This window comes from Cognatishimia sp. F0-27 (genome assembly GCF_020667845.1).
In the GTDB taxonomy this organism is placed as follows: domain Bacteria; phylum Pseudomonadota; class Alphaproteobacteria; order Rhodobacterales; family Rhodobacteraceae; genus JAFMPQ01.
Window position 1 is genome coordinate 1 of sequence record NZ_JAFMPQ010000029.1, and the last position, 12,298, is coordinate 12,298.

11 protein-coding genes are annotated in these 12,298 nt (G+C 64.9%); 2 read left to right on the forward strand and 9 right to left on the reverse strand.

Annotated elements, in window-relative coordinates; genetic code table 11:
* Positions 1–94 precede the first annotated feature (94 nt).
* The 3 genes from groL to J1C49_RS15150 form a co-directional block, all read right to left on the reverse strand.
* The gene (gene groL, locus J1C49_RS15140; RefSeq protein ID WP_227446677.1) at positions 95–1,738 is read right to left on the reverse strand and encodes a chaperonin GroEL; all 1,644 of its coding nucleotides are present in this window, start codon (positions 1,736–1,738) and stop codon (positions 95–97) included.
* Positions 1,739–1,804: 66 nt separating this feature from the next.
* On the reverse strand, positions 1,805–2,092 hold the full coding sequence (locus tag J1C49_RS15145) for a co-chaperone GroES (RefSeq protein ID WP_227446678.1): 288 nt from the start codon (positions 2,090–2,092) through the stop codon (positions 1,805–1,807).
* 350 nt (positions 2,093–2,442) lie between these two features.
* Positions 2,443–3,120, reverse strand: coding sequence for a DUF2161 domain-containing phosphodiesterase (locus tag J1C49_RS15150; protein ID WP_227446679.1), 678 nt, complete (start codon positions 3,118–3,120; stop codon positions 2,443–2,445).
* 76 nt (positions 3,121–3,196) lie between these two features.
* On the opposite strand from J1C49_RS15150, the gene J1C49_RS15155 reads away from it, so the two are divergent.
* A complete protein-coding gene (locus tag J1C49_RS15155) occupies positions 3,197–4,216 on the forward strand; it encodes a TraB/GumN family protein (protein ID WP_227446680.1) in 1,020 nt (339 codons plus the stop codon).
* Between the two features lie 232 nt (positions 4,217–4,448).
* Here the strand turns inward: J1C49_RS15155 and J1C49_RS15160 are convergent, their stop codons facing one another.
* The 6 genes from J1C49_RS15160 to J1C49_RS15185 all read right to left on the reverse strand — a co-directional run bounded on the left by J1C49_RS15160 (position 4,449) and on the right by J1C49_RS15185 (position 10,972).
* Positions 4,449–6,470 (reverse strand): M3 family metallopeptidase, encoded by a 2,022-nt coding sequence (locus J1C49_RS15160; RefSeq protein ID WP_227446681.1) that lies wholly within the window; start codon positions 6,468–6,470, stop codon positions 4,449–4,451.
* A 44-nt stretch (positions 6,471–6,514) separates the two neighbouring features.
* A complete protein-coding gene (locus J1C49_RS15165; protein WP_227446682.1) occupies positions 6,515–7,570 on the reverse strand; it encodes a molybdopterin-synthase adenylyltransferase MoeB in 1,056 nt (351 codons plus the stop codon).
* Between the two features lie 3 nt (positions 7,571–7,573).
* Positions 7,574–8,032, reverse strand: coding sequence for a dUTP diphosphatase (gene dut / locus J1C49_RS15170; RefSeq protein WP_227446683.1), 459 nt, complete (start codon positions 8,030–8,032; stop codon positions 7,574–7,576).
* Positions 8,029–9,222 (reverse strand): bifunctional phosphopantothenoylcysteine decarboxylase/phosphopantothenate--cysteine ligase CoaBC, encoded by a 1,194-nt coding sequence (coaBC, locus tag J1C49_RS15175; protein ID WP_227446684.1) that lies wholly within the window; start codon positions 9,220–9,222, stop codon positions 8,029–8,031. The genes dut and coaBC overlap by 4 nt, the downstream gene beginning before the upstream one ends.
* Before the next feature lie 80 nt (positions 9,223–9,302).
* Positions 9,303–10,097 carry a ChaN family lipoprotein gene (locus J1C49_RS15180; RefSeq protein ID WP_227446685.1) on the reverse strand — a complete coding sequence of 265 codons (795 nt, stop codon included), beginning with the start codon at positions 10,095–10,097 and terminating at the stop codon, positions 9,303–9,305.
* Entirely contained in the window at positions 10,094–10,972 is an 879-nt protein-coding gene (locus J1C49_RS15185; protein WP_227446686.1) for an RNA polymerase factor sigma-32, read from the reverse strand. Before J1C49_RS15185 ends, J1C49_RS15180 begins: the two co-directional genes overlap by 4 nt.
* Before the next feature lie 335 nt (positions 10,973–11,307).
* On the opposite strand from J1C49_RS15185, the gene J1C49_RS15190 reads away from it, so the two are divergent.
* Positions 11,308–12,177, forward strand: coding sequence for a glutathione S-transferase (locus J1C49_RS15190; RefSeq protein ID WP_227446687.1), 870 nt, complete (start codon positions 11,308–11,310; stop codon positions 12,175–12,177).
* The last annotated feature ends 121 nt before the right edge of the window (positions 12,178–12,298 follow it).

Here is a 12,298-nt window from a genome sequence, read left to right on the forward strand (position 1 = left end):
CGGATCGAAAGGCACGCGCGGCACACGGAAAAGGGCGCCCCGAGGGACGCCCTTCCGTTGTCTGTCACAAGGGACAGATGCGAAGGCAATTGCCTTACATCATGCCGCCCATGCCGCCCATGTCGGGCATGCCGCCGCCGGCTGCTCCGCCATCCTTGGACGGCTTGTCCGCCACCATCGCCTCGGTGGTGATGAGCAGACCTGCAACCGATGCCGCGTCCTGAAGTGCGGTGCGCACAACCTTGGCCGGGTCGATGACGCCGAACTTGAACATGTCGCCATATTCTTCGGTCTGTGCGTTGAAGCCGAAGGTCACGTCGTCGCTTTCGCGGATCTTGCCTGCAACAACCGAGCCGTCCACGCCGGAGTTCTCGGCGATCTGGCGCAGCGGCGCTTCGAGCGCGCGGCGAACGATGCCAATCCCGACGTTCTGATCGTTGTTTGCACCGGACAGACCTTCAAGCGTCTTGGCGGCCTGCACGAGGGCGACACCGCCGCCGACGACAATGCCTTCCTGCACAGCGGCACGGGTCGCGTTCAGAGCATCGTCCACGCGGTCCTTGCGCTCTTTCACTTCCACTTCGGTCATGCCGCCAACGCGGATCACGGCCACGCCGCCTGCGAGCTTCGCAACCCGCTCCTGGAGCTTCTCACGGTCGTAATCGGAGGTGGTTTCCTCGATCTGCGTGCGGATCTGACCCACGCGCGCCTCGATTTCCGCCTTCTCACCGGCACCATCGACGATGGTGGTCTCGTCCTTGGTGATGGAGACCTTCTTGGCCGAGCCGAGCATGTCCATGGTGACGTTCTCGAGCTTCATGCCCAGATCTTCGGAGATCACCTGGCCGCCGGTCAGGATCGCGATGTCCTGCAGCATGGCCTTGCGGCGGTCGCCGAAGCCCGGTGCCTTGACGGCTGCGATCTTCAGGCCGCCGCGCAGCTTGTTGACCACGAGGGTCGCCAGCGCTTCGCCTTCCACGTCTTCCGCGATGATCAGCAGCGGCTTCTGCGACTGGATCACGGATTCGAGCAGCGGCACCATCGGCTGGAGCGAGGAGAGCTTCTTCTCGTGCAGCAGGATCATGCAGTCGTCGAGATCTGCAATCATCTTGTCCGGGTTGGTGACGAAGTAGGGGCTGAGGTAGCCACGGTCGAACTGCATGCCTTCGACAACATCGGTCTCGGTCTCGAGGCCCTTGTTCTCTTCGACGGTGATCACACCCTCGTTGCCGACCTTCTGCATCGCGTCTGCGATCTGCTGGCCGATTTCGGCTTCGCCGTTGGCGGAGATGGTGCCGACCTGCGCAACTTCAGCGCTGTCGTTCACTTCACGGGCCGCTGCCTTGATGGCTTCGACAACCTTGGCTGTCGCCATGTCGATGCCGCGCTTGAGGTCCATCGGGTTCATGCCCGCTGCGACCGACTTCATGCCTTCCTTGACGATGGCCTGAGCCAGAACCGTCGCGGTGGTGGTGCCGTCGCCGGCTTCGTCATTGGTGCGGGAAGCGACTTCCTTCACCATCTGGGCGCCCATGTTCTCGAACTTGTCCTCAAGCTCGATCTCTTTGGCAACAGACACACCGTCCTTGGTGATGCGCGGCGCGCCGAACGACTTGTCCAGGACCACGTTGCGGCCTTTCGGGCCGAGGGTCACTTTCACGGCGTCGGCGAGGATGTTCACGCCCTTGAGCATGCGCGAACGGGCTTCAGTATCGAATTTCACGTCCTTGGCAGACATTGAGGGTCTCCTGAATTGAATGTTTGGGATGCGGTAAGCGTCGGGTCGGGCTCAGCCCGCCACGTCTCAGCTGATGATGCCGAGGATGTCGCTTTCCTTCATGATCAGCAGCTCTTCACCGTTGACGGTGACCTCGGTGCCCGACCACTTGCCGAACAGGATCTTGTCGCCGGCTTTCACGCCCATCTCGATGAGCTCGCCGCTGTCCTTGCGCGCGCCATCGCCGCAAGCAATCACTTCGCCCTCTGCCGGCTTTTCTTTGGCGCTGTCGGGGATGATCAGCCCTCCGGCGGTCTTTTCGTCGCTTTCCACGCGCTTGACCAGCACACGGTCATGAAGCGGTTTGAATGCCATCTTCGAGTCTCCTCGCTCAAAGTTCCCACTTGGATCGAACGACCCAACCTTTGGCATCGTCCGACCGTTATCACTCACCATGTGTGAGTGCTAACGGCGCAGGAGATAGGCAAGCTGCCAGAGCCTGTCAACACGAAATCATCGAAAAAACCCATGCAAATTTTCTGCGTTCCACCTTGATATCAAGCGGCTCGCCCCCATGCGATCGCTGTGCCTTGGCGGCGGTGGGGCCGGCAGGGCCCGGAGCCTCCATCCGGGCCCCGGCGCGCGGGCAGGGCCACTCCCCCGCAGCGCGTGCGGCGCGACACGCGCGTAGAGCGGAACCCGGCTGCGCGCCACGTGGCAGCGCGTCACACGCTGTCGACCCAATCCGCCAATCCGCGCCGTCCGGCCTCCGTCAGCGCATAGACACCCGTTTCGACCTTGCAAAACCACCCGTAATGATTGTCGCGCATCAGCCGCGTGGCATTGGGCACCGCACAGGCCCGCGCCACGATGGATCCCTTCTCCGGGCCAGTTTGCGCAAGATAGGCGGCACATTTCACCGCGTCCTGACGATAGGCCGTGACCAACCCGTGACGCGTGGAGCCGCCATCATTGGGATCTCCGTCAAGCCGGTCAAAAGCGCGCAGCATCTTTTCCCGGCGCGGTTTGTTCTTGCGCGGCGCATAGGGCCCCGGATCACAGTGCAGTTCGACCGTCCCGTCCGTCGCGCGCACGGTCAGGAACCCGAGGCCGAGCCGGCGGCACAGCGCGCGGTTGTCTCGCAGCGCACGCCGCGCCTGTTTGCCGGTGGGTTTCGGCACCGCGATATAGACCTGGTCGGTGATGGTCAGACGCGCCACCGCCTGATGAAACAGTGCGAGGCTGATCCGCAGCTTGAGCTCTACAATCACCGGCTCCGCCTCGTCACCGGCATCGGGCCGCCGCGCAACAAGGTCCGCAGCCCCGACCTCGCCCTTGACCACGTAGCCGCGCGCTTCCAAATACGCTTTGATCGGGGCATAGAGCTCACGTTCTCGCAACATATCCACAGTTTCGCCCCGCTCCGGCCCGTTTGCAATGCCATGCACCCGACCCGGACACCCGGAAAGGACACGCGCCATGATCCGAGCGTTCACCCCCTCCCTGCCCGCGATGGCCGCGCTCGCCCTTGCTCTGGCGCTGCTGCTCCCGGCGCCGCTTCTGGCGCTCTGCGGCGGTGAAGATCTGCGCCCGACCCTGACCGGGCCCGAGCGCGCCGAACTGGCCGATGCGCTCGACGGGCGCCGTTTTCCCGAGGGCAATCACTGGCGGGCCACCCGTGGCGAAAGCGTCATCCACCTCATCGGCACCATGCATATCGACGATCCTCGTTTTGAGCCGGTGATCACCCGTCTCTCCCCGCTGATCCGATCGGCCGGGACGGTGCTGCTCGAAATGACCGACGTGGAAGAACAGCGCCTGCAGGCCATGATGGCGCGCAACCCCGCCCTTCTGGTGCTTGAGGATACAAGCCTGCCCGCGCTTCTGAACGAAGAGGAATGGCGCACCCTTTCGGCGACCTTGGCAAGCCGCGGCATCCCCGGCTTCATGGCCGCAAAATTTCGACCGTGGTATATCTCGATCCTGTTGGCCATGCCCTCCTGCATGGCGCTCGATGGCGGCATGCCCCAGGGGCTCGACGGCCAGATCGAGGACATCGCACGCGAGGCCGGCGTCCCGGTTGCTCCGCTCGAGGCCTTCGACGCAGCGATTTCGGTGTTTGCAGAAATACCGCTCGACCGCCAACTCGACATCCTGCGCAGCAGCCTTGCCCCACCGGAGGATCAGGACGACCTGTTCACCACGCTTGCCGCCGCCTATTTCGAAGAACGCCACGCCGAAACATGGGCCGTGCCCGACGTGCTGGCCGGACGGTTTACGGCGCTTGATGCGGCACAAACCGAAGCGCTGTTCGCTGATTTCTCCGACCGCCTTCTGGTGCAGCGCAACCGCGCCTGGATCGACGTCATCCTCGACGCGGCGGGCACCGGTGACGCCCCCTTGGTTGTGGCGTTTGGCGCGGCTCACCTGAGCGGCGCGGACGGGGTCTTGGCGCTTCTGGAAGACCAGGGCTTCACGATGGATCGGCTGCCCTTCTAGAGCCACCGCCCGGCCGGATCCGCGGCCGCATGGCCCAGCAGCGCCAGCACGCGCACTAGCGCCCACATGGCCCAGCAGCGCCCACTCGGCCAGCAGCGCCCGCACGGCGGCACCGCTCCCGATACGGCCGGCGACACAGAACACCTGCGCCGCCGACCGATATCAGAAAACCCCGCTATCCGCGCATCCACACCGGCGCCGAACGGCTCCGCGCCCTCTCGACGGCCGCGTGTCAGGCCGCCAGCCCGCGCCCTTTCAACAGCGCGTCCACGCCCGGCATCTTGCCGCGGAACTGCATGTAAAGCGCCTCGGCTTCCTCGGATCCACCGCGCGACAGGATAAAGCCCTCGAGCTTTTGTGCCATCTGCGGATCGAACGGGCCACCGGCCTCCTCGAAGGCGGCAAAGGCGTCCGCGTCCATCACCTCTGACCACATGTAGCTGTAATATCCGGACGAATACCCGTCGCCCGCAAAGACATGCGCAAAATGCGGCGTTGCGTGGCGCATCGTGATCGCGCGCGGCATGCCGATCGCCTCAAGCACTTCGGCCTGTTTCTGCATCGGATCCTTTGGCGCGGGTCCGGAATGAAACTCCAGGTCCACGAGCGCAGAGGCCACATATTCCACCGTCTGAAAGCCCATGTCGAAGGTTGCGGCGGCGAGCACCTTGTCAAGAAGCGCCTGCGGCATCGGCTCGCCGGTTTCCGCATGGGTGGCGAATTCCGCAAGAACCTCCGGCACTTCAAGCCAATGCTCATAGAGCTGGCTTGGCAATTCCACGAAATCCCGCGCCACGGAGGTGCCCGATACCGACCCGAATTCCACATCCGACAGCATCTGGTGCAGGGCATGGCCGAACTCGTGGAAGAGCGTGCGCGCATCGTCATAAGACAGCAAGGCCGGCTTGCCCTCGGAGGGTTTGGCGAAGTTGCACACATTCACCACGACCGGTGTCCGCAGCTGCGGCCGCCTTGCCTGGCTGCGGAACGCCGAACACCAGGCGCCTGACCGTTTCGAACTGCGCGCGAAGTAATCGCCGATGAACACCGCCACATGCGCCCCGTTGCGCGTGACTTCCCAGGCCCGGCAATCCGCGTGATACAGAGGGATGTCGATCGGCGCGAACTCCAGCCCGAACAGCCGGGTTGCACAGGCAAAGGCGCCGTCGATCATCCGGTCAAGCTGGAGATACGGCTTGAGCTCCGCCTCGTCGAGATCGTGCAGCGCCTGGCGACGCTTTTCCGAGTAATAGCGCCAGTCCCACGGCTCGAACGGCCCGTCGATCCCGTCCGCCTGCAGCATGGCCTCCATCTCGGCCATGTCGGCCATGGCTTGCGCGCGCGCCGGTTCCCAGACCTGCATCAAGAGATCGCGCACATTCTCCGGCGTGCCCGCCATCTCTGTTTCCAGCTTGTAATGGGCAAAATCGGGATAGCCGAGCAGTTTGGCGCGGGTCTCCCGAAGCCCGAGTATCTCGGCCGCGATACCGCGATTGTCCGTCTCACAGCCATTTTCGCCGCGCGCGGTCCAGGCCCGCCAGGCCTTTTCCCGCAGGTCGCGCCGCGGGCTGAACTGAAGAAACGGCACAATCAGCGAACGCGACAAGGTCACCACCGGACCGGGCCGCCCAGCGGCCTCGCCCGCGCTGCGCGCCGCGTCGATCACGAAATCCGGCAGACCTTCAAGATCCGCCTCGGCGAGATCCATCATCCAGTCAGCCTCATCCTTCAGCAGGTTCTGCGTGAACGCTGTCCCCAGCACCGCAAGCCGCGACTTGACCGTCTTCATCTCTTCCGCGTCCTCGCCTTCCAGCGCCGCGCCCGCCCGCACGAAGCCGCGATGCGTCAGCATGAGCACGCGCGCTTCCTCGGGGCCAAGGTCAAGCGTTTCGCGCGCCTCCCACAGCGCCTGAACCCGCGCAAACAGCGCTTGGTTGGCGTAGATGGCCGAGCTGTGCGCGGAGAGTTTTGGGCTGAACTCGCGCTGCAGGGTCTGGCGGGTCTCGTTGCTGTCCGCGCCCGCAACATTGTAGAAAACCGACAGAACCTTATCGAGCGCCTCGCCCGCGCCCTCCATCGCCTCGATCGTGTTGGCAAAGCTCGGCGGTTCGGGATTGTTGGCGATCGCCTCGATCTCCGCCGCATGGGCCACGACGGCCTCCTCGAAGGCGGGCGCAAAATGCGCATCCTCGATGGCCTCGAACGGCGGCAGCGCAAAGGGGGTCGACCAGTCGGTCAAAAGCGGGTTGGTCATGTATGTCTCCTTTGCCCAAGACGTAAGCCGCCCAAGGCCGCAAATCAAACGGCTTTGCCACCCTTGCACACAGGGCAATCGGCGCGCGGCCGGAGCGTGATCTTGCGGGTCTCGCCCCAGAGCGCGTCATAGATCAGCATCTCGCCACGAAGCACCGCGCCCGCGCCGGTTATCTGCTTGACCGCTTCGACCGCCATCATCGACCCGACCACCCCGGGCAACGGGCCAAGCACACCGGCCTGTGCACAGGACGGCGCAAGCTCCGGCGCAGGCGCTTCGGCAAAGATGCATTGATAACAAGGGCCCCCGGCTTTTGGGTCAAAGACGCTGACCTGCCCCTCCCACTGGCTGAGCGCGCCCGAAATCAGCGGCTTGCCCTGCTCCGCTGCAACCCGGTTGACAAGGTAACGCGTCTCGAAATTGTCCGTGCCGTCGAGAACGAGATCATACTCTGCCAGAAGATCCGCCACGATATCCGGCGTCAGACGGCGCTTGTAGGGGCGCAGATCGGCATAGGGGTTCAGCGCCTTCATGGCGATTTCGGCGGAAAACACCTTGGGCATGCCAAGATGCGCGTCGCGGTGGATCACCTGTCGTTGAAGATTGCCCGCGTCCACCACGTCATCGTCGATCACGCCAATCGTGCCGACACCGGCCGCCGCGAGATAGAGCAACGCGGGCGATCCAAGCCCCCCGGCACCGACCACCAGAACCCGCGCCTGCTTGAGCCGTTTCTGCCCCGGTCCGCCAAGCTCGCGCAGCACGATATGCCGCGCGTAACGGTCAAGCTCGCCATCGGCAAAGGCGCCCGGCACGGGAGTTGGTGCATCGGCCTGTTCACGCGCCTCGGCTTGCCCGCGCAAACGCCGCAGAAACACGCGATAGGCCAGAACCAGCACGAAAAACCCGCCAACGATCAGCCAAAGCGCCGCGCTTTCGCCCGTCGCCATGCGCAACGGGTGGCCATCCGGCAAAACGAGATGCAGCGCCAGAACCGCAACGTAAAGCAGTCCGATCATGTAAAGGCGCGCCTGCCTTGGCGCCCCAAAAAGATGCCCGATGCCCCAAAGCAACGCTGCCAGACCAAGGACCAGAACCATTCATCACACTCCGGTGGACCCAAACCCGCCTGTTCCGCGCCGCGTGCCGGACAGGCCATCAACCGCCCTGAAGGTGGCGCGCAAGACCGGCGCGACAACCATCTGCGCGATCCTGTCGCCATGCGCGATCACAAAAGGGCTGTCCCCGGCATTCATCACGATGACGCCAAGCGGTCCGCGATAATCGCTGTCGATCGTGCCGGGGCTGTTGGGCAGGGTGATCCCGTGTTTGAGCGCCAGCCCCGAACGGGGCCGGATCTGCACCTCGAACCCGTCGGGAATGGCCAGCCGGAGCCCCGTGGGCACAAGCGCGCGCGCCCCCGGTGCCAGCGTGACCGTCCCCCGGTCGGCAAAATTTGCCCGCAGGTCCGCGCCCGCCGCACCCTCCGTTTCATAGCGCGGCAAGCCGAGGCTCGTATCGGCATCGGCGTCCCACTGGATGTCAATGGACACCGCGCTCATGACAGGGTCTGCGCAATGCGGCGGGCCAGCTCCGCTGCCACCGCGTCCTTGCCCATGCGCGGCCAGACCTCCGCCCCGCTGTCCGAAATCAGGGTCACCGCATTCTCCGCGCCCCCCATGATGCCGGTCTCCGGGCTCACGTCATTGGCCACGATCCAGTCACAGCTCTTGCGCGCACGCTTGGCCGTGGCGTTGGCTTCCACGTCATCGGTCTCTGCGGCAAAGCCCACAACAAGCGGCGGGCGGCCGTCTTCAAGCTGCGCCACCGCCGCGAGAATGTCGGGGTTTTCCGCAAACTGCAGGACCGGCAACCCGCCGGCGGTCTTCTTGATCTTGGAGTTTTGCGCCTGCGCCATGCGCCAATCGGCCACCGCCGCGGCAAAGACGGCGGCATCGGCCGGCAAGGCCGCAAACACCGCGTCATGCATCTGCTGCGCGGTTTCGACCTCGACAACCGTCACCCCCGCCGGGCGCGCCACCGCCGCCGGGCCGGTCACAAAGACAACATCGGCCCCAAGATCGCGCAACGCTTCGGCAATCGCTGTGCCCTGCGCGCCCGAGGACCGGTTTGCGATATAACGCACCGGGTCGATGGGCTCATGGGTCGGGCCCGACGTGACGAGGATCCGCTTGCCCGTCAACGGTCCGTCCGACAGCGCGGCCTCGATGGCCGCAACGATCTCCAGCGGTTCCGACATCCGCCCCGGACCGAACTCGCCACAGGCCATGTCGCCGTCGTTTGGGCCGCAGACGCGCACGCCATCTCCGCGCAGGGTGGCAAGGTTGCGCTGCGTTGCCGGGTGCTCCCACATCCGCACATTCATCGCCGGCGCAATCAGCACAGGGGTGTCCGTCGCCAGCAGCAGCGTCGAGGCAAGGTCATCCGCGTGGCCCTGCGCCATCTTGGCCATCAAGTCCGCTGTAGCCGGGGCCACAACCACCAGGTCGGCCACGCGGCTGAGCTGGATATGGCCCATTTCCGCTTCGTCGGTCAGGTCGAACAGGGCGCTGTAGACCTTCTCTCCAGCCAGCGCTGACACGCTGAGAGGCGTGACGAACTCCGTCGCGGCCCTTGTCAGAACGGGGGTGACCGCCGCACCGCGTTCCCGCAACCGCCGGATCAGATCAAGCGATTTGAACGCCGCGATGCCGCCGCCTATGATCAGCAGGATACGTTTGTTTGCGAGCATGGACCGGACCCTTTCACCGCGTCTTCACCGCGTCGGGCCGACCCTAGCCGGGCGGCCTGCGAAGGGAAAGGGGGCGCGGGTCAGCGAAAGGCGGCGCAGGGATCGCCACGATCCACCGGCGCGGTGATCTCCACCACGTCAAAGCCGCCGGGCGGCGCGCCGGTGGGCGTTTCGCCCTGCCCGAGGCTGCGCATGGACAGCGTGGGCGCCGCGCGTTCCAGCGCCGCCGGCGCACCCCAATCGAGCCGCGCGTGACCGTTGCCCGTGATCACGACAACCGGGCCCCCAAGAGCCGCCACCGCGTCGCGCGCGGCGCGGGCGAGGGCCGCATCGCGCAGCCGCTGGATCTCCACCATCACCGGCAGCATCGTCTCCGGCAGGGCATTGCAATGGGCCTCGGCCTGCAAGGTCTGGCGCATGGCCTGCTCCGCCTCCGGCAGCCTCTCGGTCAAGCCGAAATCGGCAGCTTCCGGACCGAACACGGCCTGCATTCCGGTCTGCATCGCCGCCCGTGCCTGGTCACGCGGGATCGCGGCACCCCGGATCTCGGCATCGGGCGCGGCGGCAAAAATCGGGTAATACATGGCAAAATCCGGCCAGCCGCTCGCATCCCAATCCAGCACGTCCGCCAGCGCCGCCCTATCGCCGCGCAGCGCGGGCGTCACGCGGGCGGCCTGCGCTTCTGTCAGCATTTCGAACACAAGCGCCGTGGGGCGCAGCATCTCCACGAGCGCGGCCTGACGGGCGTGGTGCGCGGGATTGTCATGCTGCTCCCCGAGGAACACAACATCCGCATCCCGCCACTCACGCAAATCGCCGCCCACGGCAAGAACCGGGGCGGCGATCAGGCATATCACGAGAAACAGGCGTCTCATGCCAGGAAGTACTGAACCTCACGCGACTGCGCCTCAAGCGACTTGCGCATTTTCACGAAAGCGGCCGCTTCAAGCTGGCGCACGCGCTCTTTCGACAGGCCAAGCTCATTGCCGAGGCTTTCGAGCGTGCGGGCCTCGTCGCGCAGCTTGCGCTCGCGGACGATGAACCGCTCACGCTCGTTCAGCGCGCTCATGGCGCTGACAAGCCAGGTGCGCAGCTGATCGGTGTCATGCCGGTTTTCCACGATCTCGTCGGCCTGTGCGCTGTCATCCTCAAGCGCGTCGATCCACTCGCGGCCCTCGTCCTCAACCGACTGCGTCGCGTTCAGCGAATAGTCGGAGCCGGACAGGCGGCCTTCCATCATCTCGACGTCATGCAACGGCACGCCGATCTCCGTCGCAATCATGTGGCGCAGCTGGTGCCGGTCGAGTGTCTCGCCCGCCGACGCCGCTTCGCGTTCGATCCGTGCCTGAACCCGACGCATATTGAAAAACAGCGATTTCTGGGACGACGTGGACCCCGTGCGCACCATGGACCAGTTGCGCATCACGTAATCCTGGATCGACGCCTTGATCCACCACACCGCGTAGGTGGAGAAGCGCACACCGCGATCCGGGTCAAACTTGTCCGCCGCCTTCATCAGGCCAAGCCCGGCTTCCTGGATCAGGTCGTTCATCGGCGCGCCATAGCGCTTGAACTTCGCCGCCATCGAAATCGCGAGCCGCATATACGCCGTGATAAGTCTGTGCAGCGCCTCTTCGTCGCGTTCGTCCCGCCATGCATAGGCCAGCCGAAGCTCCGTTTCCGCATCAAGCAGCTCGGCCTTCATGGCCCGCCGTGACAGGGTCTGGTCGTTGAATGCATCAAGTGCCATGGTCGCTCCCCAAGGTCTTGTCGCTGAATCAGCGTTTCTTTTGTCCCTTGTTCTGAGTTACGGGCCCAGCGATGGTTCGGATCACTCTTACCGGAAAAAAATTTGCATTTGGGATGCCGTTTTGACCGATTGCGTCGCAGAGGGGGCGCCAGACGCAGGATCACGGACGTTTCAAGGGCTAGACGGTCCAGCTTAACAAAACCCTAAGAGTTTACGAAAATTCCATTCATTGTTCACCCATCGTGATCGGGTGCCCCACATCATGGCATTTCCCTCCGCGATGCTGCCTCGCTAGGCTCTGCGCGAAATGCCCGGAACAAGAGGACGGCCCCTTCATGTCTGATACGCTCATCATCGGCGACTACGCCTATTCAAGCTGGTCGCTGCGCGGCTGGCTTCTGTTCGACCGCTTCGGCATTGCCGTGACGCTTCGAAGGATCAGCTTTCTGGATGCAGAGGTCCGCGACCAGTTGTCCGACCTGCCGCCTGCGCGCACGGTGCCCCTCTGGCAAACCGCGGAGGGTGGGTTGCTCCGGGACAGCATCGCGATCGCCGAAGAGCTTGCCCAGCGCCATCCCGACGCCGGTTTCTGGCCGGATGATCCGATCCTGCGCGCCACCGCCCGCAGCTTGACCGCCGAGATGCATGCCGGCTTTGCCGCCCTGCGCGAGTATTGCCCCATGAACCTGCGCGCCGCTTATCGCGCCGTGCCCGTCCCAGAGCCCGTGCGGACGGATCTCGACCGGATCGAGGAACTCTGGGCGCTGGCGCTGGAGCATTCGGGCGGTCCTTGGCTCTGTGGCGCCTATTCCGTGGCCGATGCGTTCTATGCTCCGGTGGCGGCGCGGATCGCCGGCTACGGGCTGCCCGTCGGCCCCGTGGGGCAGGGCTATGTCGAGGCCCATCTGGGCGACCCCGCCTTTCGTCGCTGGCGCTGCATGGGGCTGGTGCAAGGCCCGGACCTGCCCTGGTATCGGCGCGATTATCCCCGCGCCGACTGGCCCGGTCCTGCGCCGCGCACCGCCCGCGCGGTGGAAACCGGCCCGGCAGAAAACACCGCCTGCCCCTATTCCGGCGACCCGGTGACGCATTTCATGGAAACCGATGGGCGCGTGTTCGGCTTTGCCAGTGCGCTCTGCCGCAACGAAACCGTAGCCGACCAGGACGCCTGGCCCGCCTTTGTTGCAATGCGCGACGGTGCCTGAGCCAGCGAAGACACCGGGCCACATCGTTTGACCTGCTGCAAAGTCCGGCCTGCCGCAAAGGGATTAACGTCCCTGCCCTGTGATTAACCATTCGGTAACCACGTTGGCAGCAGGATGGGCG

What these genes read in the sequence shown, in the direction of transcription:
- groL (WP_227446677.1), bottom strand. Translation starts at nt 1,738, where the DNA reads ATGTCTGCCAAGGACGTGAAATTCGATACTGAAGCCCGTTCGCGCATG.
- J1C49_RS15145 (WP_227446678.1), bottom strand. Translation starts at nt 2,092, where the DNA reads ATGGCATTCAAACCGCTTCATGACCGTGTGCTGGTCAAGCGCGTGGAA.
- J1C49_RS15150 (WP_227446679.1), bottom strand. Translation starts at nt 3,120, where the DNA reads ATGTTGCGAGAACGTGAGCTCTATGCCCCGATCAAAGCGTATTTGGAA.
- J1C49_RS15155 (WP_227446680.1), top strand. Translation starts at nt 3,197, where the DNA reads ATGATCCGAGCGTTCACCCCCTCCCTGCCCGCGATGGCCGCGCTCGCC.
- J1C49_RS15160 (WP_227446681.1), bottom strand. Translation starts at nt 6,470, where the DNA reads ATGACCAACCCGCTTTTGACCGACTGGTCGACCCCCTTTGCGCTGCCG.
- J1C49_RS15165 (WP_227446682.1), bottom strand. Translation starts at nt 7,570, where the DNA reads ATGGTTCTGGTCCTTGGTCTGGCAGCGTTGCTTTGGGGCATCGGGCAT.
- dut (WP_227446683.1), bottom strand. Translation starts at nt 8,032, where the DNA reads ATGAGCGCGGTGTCCATTGACATCCAGTGGGACGCCGATGCCGATACG.
- coaBC (WP_227446684.1), bottom strand. Translation starts at nt 9,222, where the DNA reads ATGCTCGCAAACAAACGTATCCTGCTGATCATAGGCGGCGGCATCGCG.
- J1C49_RS15180 (WP_227446685.1), bottom strand. Translation starts at nt 10,097, where the DNA reads ATGAGACGCCTGTTTCTCGTGATATGCCTGATCGCCGCCCCGGTTCTT.
- J1C49_RS15185 (WP_227446686.1), bottom strand. Translation starts at nt 10,972, where the DNA reads ATGGCACTTGATGCATTCAACGACCAGACCCTGTCACGGCGGGCCATG.
- J1C49_RS15190 (WP_227446687.1), top strand. Translation starts at nt 11,308, where the DNA reads ATGTCTGATACGCTCATCATCGGCGACTACGCCTATTCAAGCTGGTCG.